The organism is Janthinobacterium sp. 1L-D-8-B-C4 (assembly GCF_057291295.1).
In genome coordinates this window covers 394,339-414,886 of record NZ_JBXAVX010000003.1, presented here as the reverse complement: position 1 = coordinate 414,886, position 20,548 = coordinate 394,339, and the positions used below count along the sequence as shown (strand labels likewise).

The 20,548-nt window shown below is 63.3% G+C and carries 20 protein-coding genes and 1 riboswitch; of the genes, 10 read left to right on the top strand and 10 right to left on the bottom strand.

Features of this window, described 5'->3' with window-relative positions; genetic code table 11:
• Positions 1 to 52: 52 nt before the first annotated feature.
• Positions 53 to 2,899 (bottom strand): M16 family metallopeptidase, encoded by a 2,847-nt coding sequence (locus AC0Z42_RS07755; RefSeq protein ID WP_485467651.1) that lies wholly within the window; start codon positions 2,897 to 2,899, stop codon positions 53 to 55.
• A gap of 162 nt (positions 2,900 to 3,061) precedes the next feature.
• Positions 3,062 to 3,212, top strand: a riboswitch (FMN riboswitch).
• Positions 3,213 to 3,308: 96 nt separating this feature from the next.
• Here AC0Z42_RS07755 and ribB point away from each other — a divergent pair.
• Positions 3,309 to 3,953, top strand: coding sequence for a 3,4-dihydroxy-2-butanone-4-phosphate synthase (gene ribB / locus AC0Z42_RS07750; protein ID WP_485467650.1), 645 nt, complete (start codon positions 3,309 to 3,311; stop codon positions 3,951 to 3,953).
• 1 nt (position 3,954) lies between these two features.
• Here ribB and AC0Z42_RS07745 read toward each other — a convergent pair whose 3' ends face one another.
• A complete protein-coding gene (locus AC0Z42_RS07745) occupies positions 3,955 to 5,325 on the bottom strand; it encodes an MFS transporter (RefSeq protein WP_485467649.1) in 1,371 nt (456 codons plus the stop codon).
• Between the two features lie 123 nt (positions 5,326 to 5,448).
• Between AC0Z42_RS07745 and AC0Z42_RS07740 the strand changes: the two genes are divergently transcribed.
• The 5 genes from AC0Z42_RS07740 to AC0Z42_RS07720 all read left to right on the top strand — a co-directional run bounded on the left by AC0Z42_RS07740 (position 5,449) and on the right by AC0Z42_RS07720 (position 10,292).
• On the top strand, positions 5,449 to 6,348 hold the full coding sequence (locus tag AC0Z42_RS07740; RefSeq protein WP_485467648.1) for a LysR family transcriptional regulator: 900 nt from the start codon (positions 5,449 to 5,451) through the stop codon (positions 6,346 to 6,348).
• On the top strand, positions 6,345 to 7,163 hold the full coding sequence (locus tag AC0Z42_RS07735; RefSeq protein WP_485467647.1) for an MlaE family ABC transporter permease: 819 nt from the start codon (positions 6,345 to 6,347) through the stop codon (positions 7,161 to 7,163). Before AC0Z42_RS07740 ends, AC0Z42_RS07735 begins: the two co-directional genes overlap by 4 nt.
• A 31-nt stretch (positions 7,164 to 7,194) precedes the next feature.
• Positions 7,195 to 8,205 (top strand): MlaD family protein, encoded by a 1,011-nt coding sequence (locus AC0Z42_RS07730; RefSeq protein WP_485467646.1) that lies wholly within the window; start codon positions 7,195 to 7,197, stop codon positions 8,203 to 8,205.
• Between the two features lie 26 nt (positions 8,206 to 8,231).
• A complete protein-coding gene (locus AC0Z42_RS07725) occupies positions 8,232 to 8,870 on the top strand; it encodes a hypothetical protein (protein ID WP_485467645.1) in 639 nt (212 codons plus the stop codon).
• An 81-nt stretch (positions 8,871 to 8,951) separates the two neighbouring features.
• A complete protein-coding gene (locus AC0Z42_RS07720) occupies positions 8,952 to 10,292 on the top strand; it encodes an ATP-binding protein (RefSeq protein WP_485467644.1) in 1,341 nt (446 codons plus the stop codon).
• Here the strand turns inward: AC0Z42_RS07720 and nosR are convergent.
• The 8 genes from nosR to AC0Z42_RS07680 all read right to left on the bottom strand — a co-directional run bounded on the left by nosR (position 10,268) and on the right by AC0Z42_RS07680 (position 18,085).
• Entirely contained in the window at positions 10,268 to 11,578 is a 1,311-nt protein-coding gene (gene nosR / locus AC0Z42_RS07715) for a response regulator c-di-GMP phosphodiesterase, NosR family (RefSeq protein ID WP_485467643.1), read from the bottom strand. The two genes, AC0Z42_RS07720 and nosR, sit on opposite strands and share 25 nt — an antisense overlap.
• 20 nt (positions 11,579 to 11,598) lie before the next feature.
• Entirely contained in the window at positions 11,599 to 13,035 is a 1,437-nt protein-coding gene (locus tag AC0Z42_RS07710; RefSeq protein WP_485467642.1) for an ATP-binding protein, read from the bottom strand.
• A 22-nt stretch (positions 13,036 to 13,057) separates the two neighbouring features.
• Positions 13,058 to 13,891, bottom strand: a complete 834-nt coding sequence (locus AC0Z42_RS07705) for an HDOD domain-containing protein (protein WP_485467641.1) — start codon at positions 13,889 to 13,891, stop codon at positions 13,058 to 13,060.
• Entirely contained in the window at positions 13,888 to 14,220 is a 333-nt protein-coding gene (locus tag AC0Z42_RS07700) for a hypothetical protein (protein WP_485467640.1), read from the bottom strand. Before AC0Z42_RS07700 ends, AC0Z42_RS07705 begins: the two co-directional genes overlap by 4 nt.
• Entirely contained in the window at positions 14,217 to 15,089 is an 873-nt protein-coding gene (locus tag AC0Z42_RS07695; RefSeq protein WP_485467639.1) for a response regulator, read from the bottom strand. The genes AC0Z42_RS07700 and AC0Z42_RS07695 overlap by 4 nt, the downstream gene beginning before the upstream one ends.
• An 84-nt stretch (positions 15,090 to 15,173) precedes the next feature.
• Complete coding sequence (locus AC0Z42_RS07690; protein WP_485467638.1) at positions 15,174 to 15,641, bottom strand: hypothetical protein; 468 nt, start codon at positions 15,639 to 15,641, stop codon at positions 15,174 to 15,176.
• A gap of 84 nt (positions 15,642 to 15,725) precedes the next feature.
• Positions 15,726 to 16,979 (bottom strand): DEAD/DEAH box helicase, encoded by a 1,254-nt coding sequence (locus AC0Z42_RS07685; RefSeq protein WP_485467637.1) that lies wholly within the window; start codon positions 16,977 to 16,979, stop codon positions 15,726 to 15,728.
• Between the two features lie 47 nt (positions 16,980 to 17,026).
• A complete protein-coding gene (locus AC0Z42_RS07680; protein WP_485467636.1) occupies positions 17,027 to 18,085 on the bottom strand; it encodes an Lnb N-terminal periplasmic domain-containing protein in 1,059 nt (352 codons plus the stop codon).
• Between the two features lie 79 nt (positions 18,086 to 18,164).
• Between AC0Z42_RS07680 and AC0Z42_RS07675 the strand changes: the two genes are divergently transcribed.
• The 4 genes from AC0Z42_RS07675 to motA all read left to right on the top strand — a co-directional run bounded on the left by AC0Z42_RS07675 (position 18,165) and on the right by motA (position 20,538).
• Positions 18,165 to 18,482, top strand: a complete 318-nt coding sequence (locus tag AC0Z42_RS07675; protein WP_485467635.1) for a hypothetical protein — start codon at positions 18,165 to 18,167, stop codon at positions 18,480 to 18,482.
• Between the two features lie 6 nt (positions 18,483 to 18,488).
• Positions 18,489 to 19,172, top strand: a complete 684-nt coding sequence (locus tag AC0Z42_RS07670) for a hypothetical protein (RefSeq protein ID WP_485467634.1) — start codon at positions 18,489 to 18,491, stop codon at positions 19,170 to 19,172.
• Between the two features lie 10 nt (positions 19,173 to 19,182).
• On the top strand, positions 19,183 to 19,545 hold the full coding sequence (locus AC0Z42_RS07665) for a glyoxalase superfamily protein (protein ID WP_485467633.1): 363 nt from the start codon (positions 19,183 to 19,185) through the stop codon (positions 19,543 to 19,545).
• A gap of 129 nt (positions 19,546 to 19,674) precedes the next feature.
• Positions 19,675 to 20,538 carry a flagellar motor stator protein MotA gene (gene motA, locus AC0Z42_RS07660; protein ID WP_485467632.1) on the top strand — a complete coding sequence of 288 codons (864 nt, stop codon included), beginning with the start codon at positions 19,675 to 19,677 and terminating at the stop codon, positions 20,536 to 20,538.
• The last annotated feature ends 10 nt before the right edge of the window (positions 20,539 to 20,548 follow it).

Here is a 20,548-nt window from a genome sequence, read left to right as displayed (position 1 = left end):
ACATCGGCAGGCGCCAGTTTACCATTTCCGGCCGCACCCGCGGCAGCTGCCATCATTTGCTGTTGTTGAGCGCCACCTTTTTCTGTTCCGGGTACAACACCACCTGTACATAATTGTCCATGTTCAGGTAGCGCTGGGCGGCCTCTTTCACCGCTTGCGGCGTGATGGCGCGCACACGCTGCTCGAAGCGCAGTATCTGCGCCGGATCACGGCCCTGGGTTACCGAGCCCATCAGCTGGCTCATCCAGTAGTTGTTTTCCCGCATGGCCTTCTGCTGGCGCGTGATCCAGTTCAGCTTGACCTTTTCCAGGTCCGCCGCACTCGGCCCATCCTTTTTCATCTTGCTCATTTCAGCAAACGCAGCACCGATCACCTTGTCGACGTTTTCCGGCCCGGTCGGCAGCGACAGTGCCACCGAATAATGGCCATACGGATGCTGGCCCATCGATGTTTCAAAACCGCCGCCGTAGATCATGCTCATCTTTTCGCGCAGCACTTCGATCACCTTCAGGTTCAGCACTTCGCCAAGCGCCTGCAAGATCAGCTTCTGCTCGTCCGAATACGCCACATCGCCCGTAAATGTGATGGAAATATTGCTTTTCGGTTCGCTACCCATATAGACGGCTTTTTTCACCACACCCTGCACCGGCCGCATGCCCACGTCGCGGTAGGCGTGCGGCAGCTCGGTCACCGGCAAGGCGCCCAGGTAGCCGGCGATCAGCGGCTTGATCTTGTCCAGCTCGAAGCTGCCGGTGAAAATGAACGTCATGTCGCGCGCGCTGGAAAAGCGCTGGCGGAAGATGTCCAGCGAACGGTCGAGGCTGACCTTGTCAAAATCGGCCACGCGCGGCACGCCGTCGACGCGCGGATTGTCGCCAAACATGGTGTGCTGCACGGCGTCATAAAACACCGCGTCGGGCTGGGCCAGGCTGTTTTTCGCCAGGTCCTGCTGCTTGCCGATATATGACTGGAACAGGTCGGCATCCTTGCGCGTATCGTGCATGTACAAATACACCAGTTGCAGCATGGATTCAACATCGGCGCTGCTCGACGAACCGCCAAAGCCTTCGCTCAGCTCGCCCAGCGAGGCGCCCACGTTGACGGTCTTGCCGGCAACGATTTTCTGCAGGTCCAGCGGTGCCAGGTCCTTCAAGCCCATGCTGCCGACGACGGCGCTGGCATAGCGGGCGTTATAGATATCGGCGTCGCCATACAGCGACTGGCCGCCGAAGCGGGTGGCGCCCATCAGTACCTGGTCGTTCTTGAAATCGGTGGGTTTCAGCAAGACGCGCACGCCATTGCCCAGGGTCAGTTCCGTCACGCCGATGGCGCTGTTGAGCTTCTCGCTGACGATAGTGCCGCCGGCCGGCGGGCCATCCATCAGGCTGCCGGCCACCATCTTTTCGGTGTGCGGCTCGACCTTTTGCTGCTCGGCGCGGGCGACAGCATCGAGCAACTGCTGCTGGCTCGGCACATTCGCTGCTTCGGCCTTGGCTTCGGCGCCCATGAACACCACCAGTTTCTTTTGCTGCTCGGGGATGACTTTCGCCACCGTTTCGTTAATTTCCTGCAAGCTCACTTGCGGCAGCAATTCACGTGCATACATCAGCTCGTTGCTGATGCCGGGGATCGCTTCCTGCTCCAGGAAGTTGCGCGAATACTCGGCCACGAAGCCGGCCGAATCGGATTTGTCGCGCTCGTTATAGGCGCGTTCATAATTGCGCAGCATGTTCTTGCGTGCACGGTCGAGCTCGTCCTGGCTGAAGCCGAAGCGGCGCGCCCGTTCGTCTTCGCGCACCAGCGCATCGACGGCCGGCTGCACGCCGCCCTTGCCCAGCAAGGCGTAGGCGCTGAACGATTCATAGCCACGCACCAGCTTGCCCATGCTGCTGCCACCCTGGATGAACGGCGGGTTGGCCTGCTGCGTCAGTTCCTGCATGCGCGCGCTGAGCATCTGGCCATACAGGTTTTCTATCATCTGGCGACGGTAGTCGGCAATCGTCACCGGTTCCTGCGCCGGGCGGATCGGATAGCGGATGAACACGCTGTCGTCGGACGCTTCCTTGTCGGTAATCACCAGCGCTTCCGTCTGCGAGCGCTGCGGCACTTCCGCATACAGGCGCGGACGCGGCTGTGGCGGATTCTTGAGCTTGCCAAAATGTTGCTGGATCAGTTTTTCAGCCTGCTTCGGCTCGATGTCGCCAACCACCATCACGGCCATCAGGTCGGGCCGGTACCAGTCCTTGTAGAAGCGCTTGATGGTGTCGGGCTTGAAGGTTTTCAGTATTTCTTCCTTGCCGATCGGCATGCGCTCGGCATAGCGCGAACCGTTCAGCAGTTTCGGGTACAGCACCTTGTTCATGCGGTCGCTGGCGCCTTTGCCCAGGCGCGCCTCTTCGAGCACGATGCCGCGCTCGCTGTCGATATCAGCCGGATTGAATTTCAGGCCATGGGCCCAGTCTTCCAGCACCAGGAAACCTTTTTCCAGGTTGCCTTTTTTGGTGGTGGGAATCGGCAGCACGTAGACGGTTTCATCGAAGCTGGTATAGGCGTTCAGGTCGGCGCCGAACTTGACGCCGATCGATTGCAGGTAGGAAATGAGTTCATTGCGCTTGAAATGCGTCGAACCGTTGAAGGCCATGTGTTCGGTGAAATGGGCCAGGCCTTGCTGGTCATCGTCTTCCAGGATCGAGCCGGCTTTCACGACCAGGCGCAATTCGACTTTCTGCGCGGGGCGGGCATTTTTCTTGATGTAATAAGTCAGGCCGTTCGGCAGTTTGCCCATGGTCACTTCGGGTGCCACCGGCAGCGGATCGCTCAACCGCAGTTCGGCTTGTGCCAGGGAAGCGCAGGCCAGCAGCACGGCGCCCGAGATCAGGCGTAATTTACTCAGCTTCATGTGTTCTCATAGGGTAGATGCAACAAGCATACCCTACACCGAATTGCCGGCAGCCCTATTAAAAATAGCTTAGAGGACATAGTGCGATACAAACGGCAAGCTCCGCCTGCATGTCTGAATTATGCTAAAGTATTGCCGCCGGTCATGTGGACCGGCACAACAATACGTCTTCGGGGCGGGGTGCGATTCCCCACCGGCGGTAAGACCGGCAACGGTCAAGCCCGCGAGCGCTTTTCAGGCATCGCCTGAGAAGGTCAGCAGATCTGGTGTGACTCCAGAGCCGACGGTATAGTCCGGATGAAAGAAGATGTGCGTCAGACCAGAGATCCGATCGCCTTGCGCGATACGGCCTGCTGCGCCTGTGCGCTTGCCCTGCAGCGTTTTTCGCCTGTGCGAGGAGCGTTTCACCATGTTAGTCAACAGCTACACCGTCCATTCCCAGGACCTTGAAGGTCGCATGCAATCTGCCCTGGCCGCCATGCGCGCCGGCGTACCGGTCATCCTGCTCGACGATTTCGACCGCGAAAACGAAGCCGACCTGATCGTCTCGGCAGAAAAACTGACGAACGAAACCATGGCCCTCTTGATCCGCGAATGCAGCGGCATCGTCTGCCTGTGCCTGCCGGCAGAGACCGTGGCAAAGCTGGAACTGCCACCGATGTCGCCAGACAACGGCAGCCGCTACGGCACGCCATTTACCGTCTCGATCGAAGCGCGCGATGGCGTCACCACCGGCGTGTCGGCGGCCGACCGCGTCACCACCATCCGCGCCGCCATTGCGCCAGATGCAACGCCAGCGGACCTGGTGCGCCCGGGCCATGTATTCCCGCTGCGCGCCGCACCCGGCGGCGTACTGGAGCGCCGCGGCCATACGGAAGGCTCGGTCGACCTGTCGCGCATGGCGGGCTTGAGCCCTGCCGCGGTACTGTGCGAACTGATGAACCCGGACGGCACCATGATGCGCGGCGACGATATCGAACGCTTTGCCGAGCTGCATGGCATGCCGATACTGACCATCGAAGAGATGGTCGAATGGCGCAGCAAGCAGATGTAAATCAGGCAGGCTGCGCCTGGGGCAAGCGCACGTGCCTGTACACCAGGCCGGCCGCCAGCCCATACGCCAGCGCCATGATGGCGTAGGCCAGCGGCAGTCGCTGCGGCCAGCTTGGGGTCATGTGCAGGATGCTGCCGACCAGCGCCACGCCCACCAGCGCGCCGATCTGGCGGTTGGCGTTCAATGCCGCCGCCGCGCTGTTCGCATGCTGCTTGCCGGCCACCCGCATCACGGTGGCCGTCATGGCGGGTATCGCAATGCCGATCGCCACGTTCATGATGCCGGTGCCCAGCGCCAGCAGCGCATAGGGCGTGCCGGGGCGCAAGCCCATCAGCACCAGCGCCATCACGCTGGCCGTCGACAAGCCGGCCAGCATCGGCAAACGCGTGCCATGGCGCGCGGCAATCGCGCCCGCCAAAAAATTTCCCACCGTATAGGCCGCCATCATCGGCAGCAACAGCAAACCCGAGCGCAAGGCATCGGCGCCGCCCGCCTGCTGCACGAACAGGCTCAACAGGAACAGTTGGCCGAACACGCAGAAGTTGATCAGGAAGCCCACGCCATTGGCCGCGCCAAAGCTGCTGCTGTGAAACAGCGCGCGTGGCAGCAGCGGATGGCTGCCCTGGCGCTCACGGTGCAGCAACAGCATGGCGGACAGCAGCGCCAGCGCACCAGCGGCCAGCACCAGCGGCGACAGCCAGCCCAGCACCGGCCCTTCGATCAGCACGAAACTGAGGCCGGCCAGCGCCGCCACGCCCAGCGCATGGCTCAGCAGTGACAAGTCGCGCGGCTGGCGCGCCGGTGCGCGCAAGAGCAGCTGCGCCAGCACGATGGCCAGCACGCCCAACGGCACATTGACCCAGAACACGCTGCGCCAGCCGAACTGGTGCACCAGTACGCCACCGATCAGCGGCCCCGACGCGCCAGCCACGCCCACCAGCGCCGACCATACGCCCAGCATGCGCGTGCGCACCTGCTCGTCGTCAAAGCTGTGCGTCAGCAGGCTCAATGAACTGGGCATGAACAGCGCCGCGCCGGCGCCCTGCAGCAGCCGCGCAGCTGTCAAAAAAGCGCCATCGGGCGCCGCGCCGCACAGCACCGAGCCGACGATAAACACGCCCAAACCAGCCTGGTACACGGCTTTCGGGCCGTAGCGGTCGGCCAGCGCACCGCCGGCCAGCAGCAGCGCGGCAAATGTCAACGTGTAGCCGTCGACCACCCAGACCAGGCCGCTGAGCGGAATCGAAAGATCACGGGCGATATCGGACAGCGCCACATTGACGGCGGTAACGTCGATCATGGCCATCACGAAGCCGAAAGCGAGCGTCAGCAGGACCAGGAAATTGCCGGGACGGCGAGAGGCGCAAGACATGATCTTTCCTTGAAACAGTCATCAGGACGGTGATTGTAGGAGTGTTGCGCGATGCGGTAAATATGCATACACTCGGCACTGCGATGCAAAAATGCATCAAGCAATTATCGGAGACACACGGGCATGGACTGGGACAACGCGCGCATCTTCCTGGCGATCGGCCGCGCCGGCACCCTGCGCGGCGCGGCCGCCCTGCTGCGCATCGACCAGGCCACGTGCGGGCGCCGCCTGGCGGCGCTGGAAACCTCCTTGGGCGCGCGCCTGTTCCTGCGCACGCCGTCGGGCTATGTGGCCACGCCGGCGGGCGAACTGGCGCTGGCCGCAGCCGAAGCGATGGAGCGCGCGGCCGACCAGTTGCAGCGCGAAATGCAGGGCGTCGACAACCGCCTGTCGGGCCTGGTGCGGGTCGCCACCACCGACAGCATGGCCAGCCATTTCGTGATCGCCGCCATGCAGCGCCTGCATGCGGCCCACCCCGACATCCGCATCGTGCTGCAGGTGGCGCCGCAGCTGGCCAGCCTGACCCGGCGCGAGGCGGACCTGGCCGTGCGCGCCGTACGCCCGCTGGCCCCCGACCTGATTTCGCGCCACCTGGTGCGGCGCAGCCTGGGCCTGTATGCCTCGCCAGCTTACCTGACCGAGCGCGGCGAGCCGCAGCGCGGCACGGCGCTGGCTGGCCACGACATCGTGATTTATCACCAGTCGATCACCGCGCGCCACGCCGACAGGATCGCCGGCGAACCGGTGGCCAATGCGCGCGTGGCGATGGAAGTCAATAGCGCCATGATGCTGCAGGAAGCGGCGCGCGCCGGCATCGGCATCGCCGAACTGGCGGTGCACCTGGGCGAGATCGACCCGCAACTGGTGCGTATCTGGCCGGACCGCGCGGAACCGTATGACGTCTGGCTGGTGATGCATGAAGACCTGTCGCGCTCGGCGCGCGTGCGCGCGGCGGCCGACGCCATCATCGCCAGCGTAGGGAACGCAAAGCCGGACGCCGGCAATGATAAGATGCCACGATGACAGCTTCTGCCTCCGCCTCCATTATCATCCGCCTGCGCCGCCTGAACCGGGTCGCCGCAGCCTGGATCATCAGCTGGTGGCGTCTGCTGCAGTTCTCGACCCTGGTTTTTTCGCTGGCGCTGTCGCCATCGAGCTACAACCGGCAAAACCGCCCCATCCTGGCGCACCGACTGGTCAGCAATACCGCGCCCAACCTGGTGTGGTTCAGCGTTGCCTGCGCGCTGGTCAGCCTGGTGCTGATCCGCATCGTGGTGGTCAGCGCGCAAAGCTATGGCCTGTCGCGCTATGCGCTGGAAATGGTGGTCCGCGTGCTGGTGCTCGAACTGATCCCGCTCACCGCCGCCCTGTTCGTGGCGCTGCGCCTGACCCTGCCCGACGGCATCGCGTTTGCGCAGATGCGTTCGAACGGACTGCTCGACAAGCTGCAACAGCAGGGCACGGACCTGCTGCGCGGCGAGTATTTTCCACGCGTGATGTCTGGCATTTTCGCCGTCTGGATGCTGGCCATTGCCAGCTGCGTCAGTTCGCTGATCCTCGCCTATCTCACCATTTACGGTTTCACGCCATGGGCACTGCAGGGCTATACGCGGGTAGTGGGGCAGATATTCAATCCGGCCGTGGTGCTGATACTGATGCTCAAGGTAGTGTTCTTCAGTTTTGCCGTGGCCCTGATCCCGCTGTCGTCGTCCTACTACCCGCTTGAAACCCACCGCCGCCAGCGTTTGTTTGCCGCGCACGGCCTGTCCGAAATGCTGCGTTTGTTTTCCGTCATCCTGCTGGTCGAAGTGGCCTCGCTGATGGGAAATTACTACTGATGCCCCCTACCTTTATGCCGAGCCCGAAGCCATGAGCACTCCCTCCAGTCCAGACCAGACCGACATCACGGCGCCCGAAGCGGCCCTGCCCGCGCCGCCGCCAGTGCGCCATGCCGAACTGAAAGCGGCCATCCTGCTCGTGTCGATGTTCGTGCTGATCGTCGGCTCGGTGCTGTACCTGATGTATGCGCGCGGCGCGTTCGAAGCGACGCAGACGCTGGTGCTGGCCACCGATGATTCCGACGGCGTGGTGGTCGGCGCCGACCTGACCTTTTCAGGTTTTCCCATCGGCCGCGTGCAGCGCATCGAACTGGCGCCCGATGGAAAGGCACGCGTGATCGTCGACGTGCCGAAAAAAGACGCGCACTGGCTGCGTACCAGCAGCATATTTACCCTGGAACGCGGCATCGTCGGCGGCGCCAAGCTGCGCGCCTACAGCGGCATCCTGACCGATCCGCCCTTGCCCGACGATGCCACGCGCGACCTGCTGGTAGGCGACATGGCGGCCGAAATCCCGCGCCTGCTGGCCGCCGCCAAGGACCTGCTGGCGAACCTGGGCAACCTGACCGGCACCGATTCGGCGCTGGACACCACCATGCGCAACGTACAGACGGTGACGGGCAAACTCAGTGGCCCGGGCGGCGCGATGGGCCTCTTGACGGGCGACGACAAGCAATCAAGGCTCTTGATCGAGCGCGCCAACGCGCTGCTGGTCACGGCCGACCAACTGGCGCGCCGCACCGATGGCCTGGTCAACCATGCAGACCGACGGGTGTTCGGCGAACAGGGCGTGATGAGCGACGCGCAGGCCACCATCGTGCAGCTGAACGCACTCCTGGCAGACACCCGCAACAGCTTGAAAAAAGTCGACGCCGTGCTGGTTGAAGCGCAGGCGGTGGGCGCCAACGCCAAGGCCGCCACGGCAGACCTGGGCCCGCTGCGCGCCGACGTGGAAAGCAACCTGCGCAAGGTCGAGCAGCTGGTCAATGAAATCAACCGCAAATGGCCGTTCAAGCGCAATCCGGAGATCACCCTGCCATGAGAATAATCGCCCCACTCGGCGCCACGATGCTTTTTAGCTTATTGGCCGCCTGCTTCAGCGGCCCGCCCGTGCCGGACTGGAAAATGAATGCGCAAAGTTCGATCGAACGTTTTGAAGCGGCTTACCTGACCGGCAGGACGCTGGTGGAACAGACGGAATTCCAGCGTGCGCGCGGCCAGGTGGCGGGCACCGGCAAGATCGACCTGGTCGCCAGGATTGAGCTGCTGCGCTGCGCCACCCGCGTGGCCAGCCTGGCGTTCGAGGCCTGCCCGGGGTTTGAAGCCTTGAAGGAAGACGCCAGCGCGGCTGACCGCGCGTATGCGGCTTACCTGGCGGGTACCACAGTGGCCGATACGGCGCTGCTGCCGGAAACGCAGCGCGCGGTAGCCGCCGCCACCTCGGACACCCAGGCGGCCAGCGCCGCAGCCGCCGTCCAGGAACCGCTGGGCAAACTGGTGGCGGCCGGCGTGCTGCTGCGCGCCAACCGCGCCACGCCCGAGCTGCTCGACATGGCCGTCACGACCGCTTCGGACCAGGGCTGGCGCCGCCCGCTGCTGGCCTGGCTGGGGGTGCAGCGCCTGCGCGCGGAGCAAGCCGGTGAGGCGCAGGAAGCGCAGCGCATCGCGCGCCGCATGGCGTTGGTCGGCGAGCCGCCAGCACCATAAATAGCCATGCCGGGCGCATCGGCTTCGGGCATAATCGGAGGCAGGCCGATATCGCGGCCACAGACGCAGCGAGGTGCGGCAATGCAGTTCGAAGACTTCAGCTTTCCCAGCGCCGTGGCGCCGGCCGCCAGCGCGGCACCGGGCGCAAGCCACGGGCGTCTGCAGTACCTGCTCGACAACACGCCGTCCATCATCTATTGCACCGTGCCGAGCGGCGACTTCAAGATGACCTTTGTCAGCAACAACGCCTTGAACGTGCTGGGCTACCATCCCGACGAAATGGTCGCCGATCCCAACTTCTGGTTCGACCATATCCATCCCGACGACGCAGCAGGAATTTTTTCCAGCCTGGCACAGATTTTCGTGCAAGGCGCACGCGCCTACGAATACCGCTTCCGCGTGCGCGACGACAGCTATCTGTGGATGCACGACAGCCTGCGCCTGATACGCGACGAGCACGGCGTGCCGTACGAGGTGATCGGCTCATTGACCGACATTACCGAGCGCAAGCGCATGGAAGCGATGCTGGAGGCGCGCGGCGAGGAGCAGCGCCGCCTGATCACCCAGCTGCGGGAGGCGCACGACCAGCTGCTGCAGGCTGAAAAAATGGCCTCCATCGGCCAGCTCGCCGCCGGCATCGCGCATGAGATCAACAACCCGGTCGGCTTCGTGCAATCAAACATGAGCTCGCTGCAAGCCTATGTCGCCACGCTGTTCGACGTGATCGTCCAGTACGAAGCGGCGATGCGCCAGTCGCCCGATAGCGTGGCGCTGGAGGCGCGCGTCGCACAGGTCAACCAGCAGGCCGACCTGGCCTATCTGCAGTCGGACATGGCCGACCTGCTGGGCGAATCGATGGATGGGCTGAAACGGGTACGCGACATCGTGCAGGCGCTGAAGGATTTTTCGCATGTGGGCGAAACCGACTGGCAGGTCGCCAATCTGCATGCCGGCCTGGACAGCACGCTCAATATCGTCGGCAACGAATTGAAGTACAAGGCGCGCATCGACAAGCAGTACGGCCAGTTGCCGCCGATCGAGTGCCTGGCCTCGCAATTGAACCAGGTCTTCATGAACCTGCTGGTAAACGCCGGCCAGGCCATCACCGGCGACGGCGTGATCAGCATCCGCACCGGCCACCTTGACGGCTGGGTATGGGTGGAAATCGGCGACACCGGCGCCGGCATTGCACCGGAACATCTGCACCGCATCTTCGAGCCGTTCTTCACCACCAAGGCCGTCGGCAGCGGCACCGGCCTGGGCTTGTCGCTGTCGTACGGCATCGTCATGAAGCATGGCGGGCGCATCGAGGTAGCGTCGGAACCGGGGCGCGGCACGCGCTTTACCGTGCACCTGCCGGTGGCGCCACCAGCGGCAAGGCTGACCGCAGCGCCGGCTCAGCCCGCCGTGGGGGGCAGATAGACACGAATGGCGAGGCGTCCGCCATTCTTGCCTTCGAAATCGAGCAGCTGGGCAATCACGCGCGCCGTCAGCACATGTTCGCCGGCCAGCAGCATCAGGCCATCTCGGCTGATCAGGTCGCGCGACAGCACCATCCCCGGCGCCAGCTCGCCCGACAGCACGGCCATGTCGCGCGGCGGCGTCTGCGTCTGGTCCATGAGGCTGCGAAAAGCGGCCACCACCGCCGGATCATAACGCTTGCCGCTGCTGTCATGGATCAGGGTGCGCGCTTCGTCGGCGCGCAGGCTGCGCTGCACCATGGCGCCGATCTGCAGGCCGTCATAGTCCGAAGCCAGCGCCAGGATGCGCGCGCCCAGCGGAATGGCCAGCCCCGCCAGGGCGTCGGGAAAGCCGGCACCGTCGAAGCGTTCGAGCTGCGAGCGCAGGATGACCGACACGGGCCGCAGCTCATCGAGCGCCATCAGCAACTGCTCGGCGCGCAGCGGATGCTTGCGAAAGGTGGCCAGCTGCTCGCCATTCCAGGCGCTGGCCGGCAGTTCCAGCAAGTCGTCACTCAGGCTGAGCTTGCCGATATCCTTGAGCAATGCCGCGATGAACACGTCGCGCACCTCCTGCGCTTCCAGGCCCAGCGCCTGGGCCAGCTTGCGCGACAGCTCGGCCACCCGGCGCGCATGGCCGGCCAACTTGCCGCCACGCATCTCGATCAGATTGGAAAACACCTTGATGGTGGTCACAAAAGTGGCTTTGAGCTTGTCATTGGCCGTCTGCAGCTCGTCATGCGACAGCTTGAGCTGACGCGTGCGCACGGCCACTTTTTCTTCCAGGCTGGCGTTGAGCAGCAGCAGCTGGGCGTTCTGGCTGGCCGTGAGCGCTTCCAGGCGCAGCTTGTCCTGCTCCAGCGCGCGCCGCTCAAGCGCATGGCGCACTACCAGCACGATGTCGTTCTCGTCCCACGGCTTGGTCACGTAGCGGTAGATTTCGCCGTGGTTGATGGCGTCGAGAATCGACTGAATATCGGCATAGCCGGTCAGCAGCAGGCGCATGGTGCCGGGCCAGCGCTGGCGCACCTGGGCCAGGAACTGCGCACCGTCCATCTGCGGCATGCGCAAGTCGGAAATGACCAGGTCCACCGCCTCGCTTTCCAGCACGGCCAGGCCAGCGGCACCGCTGTCGGCCGTCAGCATGCGGTAGCCATGCGGGCGAAACAGGCGCCGCAGGGCCGACAGGATATTCGGTTCGTCATCGACGCACAAAATGGTCGGCGGCGTGGTGGCAATGCTTGTCATGGGTAGTTGTCCGGTGGAAATCATGGCACCGCCAGCGGCGCCTGGCGCACGGGCAGCGTGATGCGAAACGTGGTGCCGCTGCCGACCACGCTGTGCACCTCGATGCGTCCGTGGTGCTTTTGCACGGTCGTGTAGGCCAGCGACAGCCCCAGGCCCGTGCCCTGGCCAACGGCCTTGGTGGTGAAAAAAGGGTCGAAAATGCGCGACAGATGCTCGGGCGCGATGCCGCCGCCCGTATCCTCGACCTCGATCCAGACTTCGTTGTCGTTCGCGCTGCCGGTGCGCAGCGTGATGCGTCCGCGCTCTTCGCCCATGGCGTGGGCCGCATTGACGACCAGATTCATGATCACCTGGTTCAGCTCCGAGGGCTGGCATTCGATATCGGGCATGTCGCCGTATTGCTTGATCACGTCGGCTTTGTACTTGACCTCGTTGTTGACGATGTTGAGCGTGGTGTCGATCCCCTGGCGCAGATCGGCCCAGACCCATTCCTGCAGCGCGTCGGAGCGCGAAAAATCCTTCAGGTCCTGCACGATGCGGCGCACGCGCACGATGCCCTCTTTCGATTCGCCCATCAGCTGGCCGATGTCGGTGCGCAGGAACGCCAGGTCGATCTGCTCGCGCAAGGCGCAAAGACGCTGCGCCACCGCAGGCGTGGCGATGTCGGCCTCGGCCTGTTCATAGGCGTCGAGCATGGTGAACAGGTCGGCCAGGTAGCCTTCGAGCGCGCCGAAATTGGAAAACACATAGCCGATCGGGTTGTTGATCTCGTGCGCCACGCCGGCGGCCAGCTGGCCGATCGAGGCGAGCTTTTCCGACTGCAGCAGTTTTTGCTGGGCCAGCGACAGCTTGTCGTTCAGTTCGCTCAAGGCCAGGTTACGCTCGCGCAATGCCAGCTCGGCGATTTCGCGCTGGCCGATATCGTCGGCCAGGCGCTCGTTCATCTCGGCCAGCTGCGCCGTGCGCCTGGCCACCAGGTTTTCCAGGTTATCGTGGGCGCGGCGCAGGGCGCTTTCGGCATTGCGCCGCTCGGTCACGTCGCGCAGCGTTTCGATCGCGCCGACCAGGCGCCCCTGGCGGTCGCGCAGCGGCGCCGCCGTGAAGTGCAGCCAGTGACCGCTGGCGCCAATATTGGGAAAGAAATCCTCGGCCTCGTAGGCGCCCGGGATCACCGACGAGGGCTTGAGCTTGCCCTGATACAAGCCTTGCACGCCCAGCGCGATATCGCCCGCCACCAGCAAGTCGGCCAGGCAGGCACGCGGCTTGCGATAAAACGCCTTCCAGTGCTCGCGCGTGCCGACCATCGCGGCGGCAGAATAGCCCAGCAACTGTTCGCAGGCACTGTTCCAGTGCGTCACCACATGGTCGGTATCGATGGCAAAGGTGGCCACCGGATGGCCGTCGAAGAACGCCGACAGGGCCGCGCCGGGAAAGATCGTGTCATCGTCTGGTCTCATGGTTCCCCTTTCAATACCGGCGTCACGCCAGCATGATGCGCGACATTTCATCGAAAGTGCGCTCGGCCTGCCGCAGCAGCGCAAACCAGTGCGCCTCGTCCAGCGCCACCAGGCGCCAGGCAGGCGACAGCGGCGGCACCAGCGCCGCCTCGATACCCGCCAGGTCCAGCGCGTGGGCAACGGCATTGGCCATGTGCACCAGCAGCGGCAGCCCGACTTCATCAAGGCGTTCGACTGCATGCTGGTCGGCAACCGCCTGCTGTATCGCGGCAGGAAACTTCCACCAGGCGGCCAGCGCGCTGCCCACCTGCGCATGGTCGATGGCGAGCACGGCAAGTTCAGCGTCGATCATCTGGCAATCATGGTGCTGACGATAGCTGCGCACCAGTGCATGCTGGTCGGGAAAGCGCGTGGCCAGCACCAGCGTACCGAGGTCGTGCAGCAGGCCCGCCGTGAAGGCTGTTTCCGGGTTGACCCCCATGTGTGGCGCCAGTAGCCGGGCCACCACGGCGGTAGCGAGCGAATGGCGCCAGAAACCCTGGAAGTCGAAACCGGCCACGGGTGCGAAGCTGCCCATCAGCGCACACGCCGTGACGACCGTACGGATACTGTGAAAACCGAGCACGGAAACGGCCTGGGCGATGCTGGTCACTTCCGACTGCATGCCGTAGAACGACGAATTGGCGATGCGCAGGGTCTTGGCCGCCATCGCCTGGTCCAGTTCGATCTTGTGCGCCAGCACATGCACATCGATATCCTGCTGCTCCATGCTCGACAGCAATTCCAGCACCACCGCCGGCAGCGACGGCAGTTCCTGGATCTGCCGGATGACATGCTCAAGGATCAACGGTGTCATACGCCGTCGCCCTGCCGGTAACGCTGCAGCAAGGCCAGCAGACCGGCGCCGGCGGCGTCGGGCGGCGTGCCGCGGAACAGGATGGCCAAGCGTTCGAGCTGGCGTTGGTGTGCGGCAGCGGCGTGCGCCAGCTCGGCTGCATCACTCACAGGGGCGGCGGCAATCCAGCAGCTTTCGACGCCGCGCCTGCGCAAGGCAGCCAGGCTGGCCGCCGTCAGCACGGCGCCCTGCGCCAGCAGCACGGTGCCACTGGCGTCGCTGAGGGCGCGCGCCAGGATGGCGCCCTCCTGCACTTGCTGCAGCGGCAATTCGCGTTCTTCCCCGTTCATGGCGGTGCTCCGGCACGCGACAGTGTCACCAGGCTGCCGCGCGAGCGCGAGCGCGCGCCCATCGCGTGCAGCGCCACCGCGTAAGCCTCGCCGCCGATAACGATCAGGTGCTGCGCACCGGCACGCGATTCAAACAGCCCAGGCAAGGCGAGCGCCGCTTCGCTGCCCAGGAGCGTAGCGCCATGCTCGAACAACTGCGCGGCGGCGGCATTGATAAAAGCGACCATGCCATCCTCGTCGAGCCCCAGCACGGGTAGCGGCAGGAACTGCAGCACCTCGCGGGCGATGCCCAGGCTGACTTCGTCGCGGCTGATCTGATGCTGCTGCTGGCACAGCAAGGCCTGCATGGCGTCATTGACAACGGCCAGCGCAAGATTGGCCTCGTGTAGCTGCTCATGCAGGCGCACGTTATCGTCGTCGATGCTTTTCAGGCGGAATGCTTCGGCGATATGGCCGCGCAATTGCTGGTCGTCCCACGGTTTGGTCAGGAATTTGAAGATGGCGCCTTCGTTGACGGCGTCCGTCACGGCCTGGAGTTCCGTGTAGCCCGACAGCATGATGCGCATGGTCTGCGGATATAGCAGCCTGGCGTTGCGCAAAAAATCGGCGCCCAGCATGCCCGGCATGCGCTGGTCCGACACGATCACATCGACCGCATGGGCAGCCAGCAGATCGAGTCCCTCCTGTCCACTGGAGGCAGTCAGGATATGGTATGCGTCGCGCCGCAGCAGGCGCTTGAGCGACGCAAGAATATTTTGCTCGTCGTCGACCAGCAGCAAGGTGCGCCGAGGCGCGTCCAGCCCTTCCGGCGCATGGTGCACATTCATCGGACCATCCTGTCGTCGCGACAGCGACATCAGAGCTTGCATGTAGGGAACTGCCGCGCATGGCATGCCTGCGCAACAATCTGCTTGCCTGAAATTATACGGCTAAATATTCCGTTTTAGCATGTATTACATGCGCGCCGGACATGGCATGTCGCGGTAGAAAACAAAGCCGCCGACGCCGATGGTTTTCGTCTCGGCTTTCACGCTGTAGACCAGTGTATTCTTGTTGGCCTCCACGCGCAGCAGATTCTTGTGCAGCGATGCGTTGGCATGCGCGCTGGCCAGATTCGGCCAAGGCTGCAATTGAAGGTGTAATTCGGCCGCAGCGGAATCATACGACCAGCGGCCCGGATTGAAGAAGGCAAAGCCGCCGTCGAAGCGCAAGCGGCCATCCTTGAACTGGGTCAGGCAGATGCCGGGAAACTCGCCGGGCGGGTTGTACCAGGTGGCGGCCACTTCGCCGCTTTCCGGCGCGGCCTTGCCCGGCATCTGCAAGCCAGGCTTGCCCGCGCCCTGCCCCATCATGCCGGTGCAGCCGGCCAGCAGGGCCAGGGAAGAGAGCATCGCTGCCGTTGTCATCGTTTTGCTGTGCATGTCCGTCCCGTGGTGATATTGCTAAACAGCAATCTTAGACCGGCACAGCCGGCGGTTCAAGCGGACACCGCACATAAGCGACAATTAGTTTTCGGCTGCAGCCTTGGCCGCCGCTTCACGCAATTTGTCCTTCTTGCTCTTGCGCGCGCCCTTCACCCCGCCGTTGACGGTGTCGGTCACGGCGCTCACCGGCGTGGCCAGCTCGGTCGGCTCGAAGCCGGCCACCACTTCGCGCACGATGCGCAGGTCGTTGCGGTTTTCGATCAGGCGGAAATGCGCTTCCGTGTCGGCCGTGATGAAACTGACCGCCATGCCGCTTTCGCCGGCGCGGCCGGTGCGGCCGATGCGGTGCGTGTAGTCGACGGCCGACCGCGGCAAATCGTAATTGACGACGGCCGGCAGGCCGGCGATATCGATGCCGCGCGCGGCCACGTCGGTGGCGACCAGCACCTGCAGGCGGCCCGCCTTGAAGTCGGCCAGCAACTGGCTGCGCGTGCCCTGGCTGAATTCACCGTGAAAAGCGCCCACGTGCAGGCCGGCACGCTGCAGCTTGTCGGCCACGTGTTCGGCCGCATACTTGGTGGCGACAAACACCAGCACCCGCTCCCACTGGTGCTGCAAAATCAGATAGCGCAGCAGTTGGGTGCGACGCGGCACATCGACCGTGACCGCGCGCTGCACGATATCGGGCTTGTCCTGCGGCTCGGACGCCACTTCGATGCGCACCGGGTCGACCAGCAGACTGCCGGCCAGCGCCTGTACGCTGTCGGGGAAAGTGGCCGAGAAAAACAGGTTCTGGCGTTTCGCCGGCAGCAGCGCCAGCACGGCGTTGATCTCGTCGGCAAAGCCCATGTCGAGCAGGCGGTCCGCTTCGTCCAGCACGAACAGCGAGACGCCAGCCAGCTTGACAGCATTGTGCTTGACCAGGTCCAGCAGCCGGCCCGGCGTGGCAACCACGATATCGGCGCCGCCGCGCAAGTCCATCATCTGCGGATTGATCGAGACACCGCCGAACAGCACGGCAATCTTCAGTTTGACGGGCAAGGGCTTGGCCAGCGCATGCACGGTCTGCCCCACTTGCGCGGCCAGTTCGCGCGTGGGCACCAGGATCAGCGCGCGCACCTGGCGCGGGCCGGCGCTTGGGGCCATCAGCGCCTGCAGCAGCGGCAGCGCATAGGCGGCCGTCTTGCCGGAACCGGTCTGGGCGGCGCCCAACACATCGCTGCCGCGCAGGATGGCGGGGATGGCCTGCGCCTGGATCGCGGTGGGCGCGGCGTAGCCGGCCTTGTCGACGGCGCGCAGCAGTGAGGGAATCAGACCCAACGAGGAAAATGGCATGGCGGGCCTTCTTGTATTCTTGAAAAGGCGCCAGTATAAAGCAATGCTTACTGCTTGGGCATTTGCCTGACTGGCTGGCCGGCTGCATCGTAGCCCGGCATGCCGCGCCGGATCGCATGCGAAAAGTCGGGGTCGTCATTGGCGGCCCGCGCACGCGCCGTAATATGGCCGCCATCGCGCAACTGCTGGAAGGTCAAGCCCGGTACCAGCGCGCGCACGTCGAACAGGTAGCGGTCCAGGTAGCCCGACGCCAGCAGCCGGTAGTCGAACGGCAGGCCCGGCACGATGCGGCGCGCCATCTCGAACACGATGGTGGTGCAGTTGGCGGTGAGCGTGTTGTAGAACTGCGGCTTGCGCTTCAGCTCATCGGCTTCGTCCAGGTAGGCCAGGAACAGCGAGCGCATGGCGGCGCGCGGCATCATCACGCGGTACAGATGGATATCCTCGCCGCGCGCGTTGGTGCGTACGCGCACGATATCGCGCTCGTCGGCGGCGATCAGGCTGGTTTCGAAATGCTTGAAAAAGCCGCCGATGGCGGAAAAGCTCTCGCCCTTCTCTTTCCTGATCTCGATCGAAAAGGTGAGAAAACGGCCATCGGCAAAGCCGAACGACACCAGGGTATGAGCGATCAACGGCCCGGTCCAGTACGACAGCGCCGTATCGACCGTGCGAAGCTCGTCGAGGTTGTAGCTGCGCTGTTCCCACTTGACGGTGTAATCGTCGTCGCTGCGCCAGTCGAAATTGCGCACATTATCCAAGGTCACCACACTGCCCTTGACGCTGCCCGTCACATTCTTCGCCACATCGTCGGCCCAAGTACGGTCCTGCATTGGTGCGATCAGGCTCCACCACAGCAGCAGCAAGATGAAGCCGCCCGCATACGGCAACAAGGCGCGCGCGGCGCCGCGCGTCCACCACAGCGCGATGCTGCCGACGCCGAGCGCCGCCCACAGCACGGCGCCGATGGTTTGCGCCGCCACGCCGCCGGCCAGCTGGTACCACAGCGCCAGCGCGCCCCACAGGGCACTCAGGAGAATAACAAGGGAAGCGGCCAGTTTGCCGATGGTGACCAGCACGGAGCTGGCGCGAGGTGATAGGAATGTCATGCCTGGATTATAGAGCCAAGCAAGTATTTCGAACCGCCCGATGCCGAAACGGAAAATTATTTGCTTGATAATTATTTTCATGAGAGCATTCCGCCATGCTGGCCGGATAGGCAGGCCAGCACTATTCACAGTCACTCAAACCAGGATACAAGCAATGGACAATACCTCCGCCAGCATTCTCATTTCGTTTTTACCATTGATACTGATGTCACTGGTGATGGCAATCGCCGCCAATTTGCTTGCCAAGGAAAAAGGCCGCAGTGTCACCAAATGGACCATCCTCGCCTTGATACCTATCGTCAACTTCGGGTGCATCTGGTTTTTTATCGGCGCGACCAATCTGAATACGGAACGCAAGCTTGACGAGATACTCAAACGGCTTGATCAGAAAATTTGAGCGCCAATGACTTCTCACGCAAACCTGACAAACTTCAACCACAGAAAATGCCGCCGCGTCGGACAAGCACTGATTGACGGGCCAAGCGCCCTCTTCCCGCCGCCGTCCATTGATGATTACGGATGGCTGGAAGCGGAGTTTTATCTGTCGATCAAATGGCCCGGCTTCCAGCAATACGAATCCTTGCAAGTTTTCTGCGACGATTCCATGAACCGGGAAGAAAATTTCCTGCCACCGATGATGCGGCGGTGCGTGTGGCATCGCGCTGCGGACATGCACAAGCCGGGTCCATGGCCAACGGCGACAGTCGAGATCGGCTACATTCGTGATCATGCCCGCATGGATGCCTTGCTGTGGCAGATACAGGGCAAGCTCGCTTGTCTGCCGTTTGCGCAAGTAGGGCTATCGCTGCAACGCGATGTCGCCGAAATAGTAGATGACCAAACGGAGCCGGAATGCCGCATCCGGGCGCGCAACGGCGTGCAATCGATTAATTACTGGTCGGTGCAGGTGCCGGCGGCAACGCTGGGGTTTTCGTATCGCCAGCTCCACGCCGACCTGCTGGCCGAGTTCGAACCCATCTCGCCAGAAGGATGGCGCGAGCATCATGATCGCGATTTGCGTGGCGAGCCCCAGTCCGGATGGAAATGCGAACCGGGATTTCGTCCAGCCGATACACCACTACCTTGAAAGCACGCCCATGCACGCCCCCATCCCCATCCTGCGCAGCTTTTCGGAAACCAAGGCGCGCGAATTTTATGTCGATTTTCTCGGTTTCGAGGTTGACTGGGAACATCGTTTCGATCCCACTGCACCGCTCTACATGCAGTTGCAGCGCGGTGAACTAGTCTTGCATTTGTCCGAACATCATGGCGACGCCACGCCGGGCGCCGCGCTGCTGATCCCGGTCGACGATATCGCCGCCCTGCAGGCCGAGTTGCTGGCGAAGGACTATCCCTATGCGCGCCCCGGCGTGCGCGACGAGGACTGGGGCCGCATCATGGAAGTGGCTGACCCGTTCGGCAACAAGCTGCGTTTCTGGCAACGACTGGCGGAATCTTGATGATTGCCGGCAAAAACTGTGCATATTGATCAAATTCCTGTGGCCGCAGCGCCCAGGCCATGCATTTACGGCGGCTGAATCGGGTTACACTACAATATTGCGTAATAGCAATTTTATGGGGAGTGCCTGGTGCTGGTCATACTTGGATTTATCGTCGTGCTGTTTTCCGTCTTTGGCGGCTTTGCCCTGCAGGGCGGGCATCTGGCGGCGCTGTTCCAGCCGCTGGAACTGTTGATGATCGGCGGCGCGGCGCTGGGGACTTTTTTTGTCGGCAATGATGCCAAGGCGATCCGCGCCACGTTTGCCGCCATGCCGACCCTGTTTCATACCGCGCAGTACACCAAGTCGCGCTATCTGGAACTGATGGGGCTGATGTACGACGTGCTGAGCAAGGTCAGGAAGGAAGGCCTGATGTCGATCGAGGACGATGTCGACGATCCTTACCGCAGCCCGGTATTCACCAAGTACCCATACACGCTCGGCGACGAACATTTGCTGGAATTCATTACCGACTATCTGCGCCTGATGGTGTCGGGCAATATGGACGCCTACCAGATCGAAAACCTGATGGACAACGAAATGGAAACCCATCACGAAGACGCGGAAATGCCGATCCAGACGATCTCGCAACTGGCCGACGCCATGCCCGCCTTCGGCATCGTGGCCGCCGTGATGGGGGTGGTGCATACCATGGCCTCGGTCGGCCTGCCGCCGGCCGAGCTTGGCGTGCTGATCGCGCAGGCGCTGGTGGGCACCTTTATCGGCATCTTGCTGGCATATGGCTTTATCGCGCCACTGGCCAGCCTGCTGCGCCGCAAGCACCATGAAACCGCCAAGATGTACCAGTGCGTGAAAGTGACCCTGCTGGCCAGCCTGAACGGCTACGCGCCGGCCTTGGCAGTCGAGTTCGGCCGCAAGGTGATTTCGGCCACCGAGCGCCCGTCCTTCAGCGAACTGGAAAGCCACGTGCGCCAGGTCAAGACGCGCAACTGAGATAGGGCGG

Coding starts and splice junctions, on each gene's coding strand:
- AC0Z42_RS07720 (WP_485467644.1), top strand. CDS start 8,952: ATGCAGTTCGAAGACTTCAGCTTTCCCAGCGCCGTGGCGCCGGCCGCC.
- AC0Z42_RS07725 (WP_485467645.1), top strand. CDS start 8,232: ATGCTTTTTAGCTTATTGGCCGCCTGCTTCAGCGGCCCGCCCGTGCCG.
- AC0Z42_RS07695 (WP_485467639.1), bottom strand. CDS start 15,089: ATGCAAGCTCTGATGTCGCTGTCGCGACGACAGGATGGTCCGATGAAT.
- ribB (WP_485467650.1), top strand. CDS start 3,309: ATGTTAGTCAACAGCTACACCGTCCATTCCCAGGACCTTGAAGGTCGC.
- AC0Z42_RS07700 (WP_485467640.1), bottom strand. CDS start 14,220: ATGAACGGGGAAGAACGCGAATTGCCGCTGCAGCAAGTGCAGGAGGGC.
- AC0Z42_RS07675 (WP_485467635.1), top strand. CDS start 18,165: ATGAGAGCATTCCGCCATGCTGGCCGGATAGGCAGGCCAGCACTATTC.
- AC0Z42_RS07735 (WP_485467647.1), top strand. CDS start 6,345: ATGACAGCTTCTGCCTCCGCCTCCATTATCATCCGCCTGCGCCGCCTG.
- AC0Z42_RS07755 (WP_485467651.1), bottom strand. CDS start 2,899: ATGAAGCTGAGTAAATTACGCCTGATCTCGGGCGCCGTGCTGCTGGCC.
- AC0Z42_RS07665 (WP_485467633.1), top strand. CDS start 19,183: ATGCACGCCCCCATCCCCATCCTGCGCAGCTTTTCGGAAACCAAGGCG.
- AC0Z42_RS07740 (WP_485467648.1), top strand. CDS start 5,449: ATGGACTGGGACAACGCGCGCATCTTCCTGGCGATCGGCCGCGCCGGC.
- AC0Z42_RS07730 (WP_485467646.1), top strand. CDS start 7,195: ATGAGCACTCCCTCCAGTCCAGACCAGACCGACATCACGGCGCCCGAA.
- AC0Z42_RS07685 (WP_485467637.1), bottom strand. CDS start 16,979: ATGCCATTTTCCTCGTTGGGTCTGATTCCCTCACTGCTGCGCGCCGTC.
- AC0Z42_RS07745 (WP_485467649.1), bottom strand. CDS start 5,325: ATGTCTTGCGCCTCTCGCCGTCCCGGCAATTTCCTGGTCCTGCTGACG.
- AC0Z42_RS07670 (WP_485467634.1), top strand. CDS start 18,489: ATGACTTCTCACGCAAACCTGACAAACTTCAACCACAGAAAATGCCGC.
- AC0Z42_RS07690 (WP_485467638.1), bottom strand. CDS start 15,641: ATGCACAGCAAAACGATGACAACGGCAGCGATGCTCTCTTCCCTGGCC.
- AC0Z42_RS07680 (WP_485467636.1), bottom strand. CDS start 18,085: ATGACATTCCTATCACCTCGCGCCAGCTCCGTGCTGGTCACCATCGGC.
- nosR (WP_485467643.1), bottom strand. CDS start 11,578: ATGACAAGCATTGCCACCACGCCGCCGACCATTTTGTGCGTCGATGAC.
- AC0Z42_RS07710 (WP_485467642.1), bottom strand. CDS start 13,035: ATGAGACCAGACGATGACACGATCTTTCCCGGCGCGGCCCTGTCGGCG.
- AC0Z42_RS07705 (WP_485467641.1), bottom strand. CDS start 13,891: ATGACACCGTTGATCCTTGAGCATGTCATCCGGCAGATCCAGGAACTG.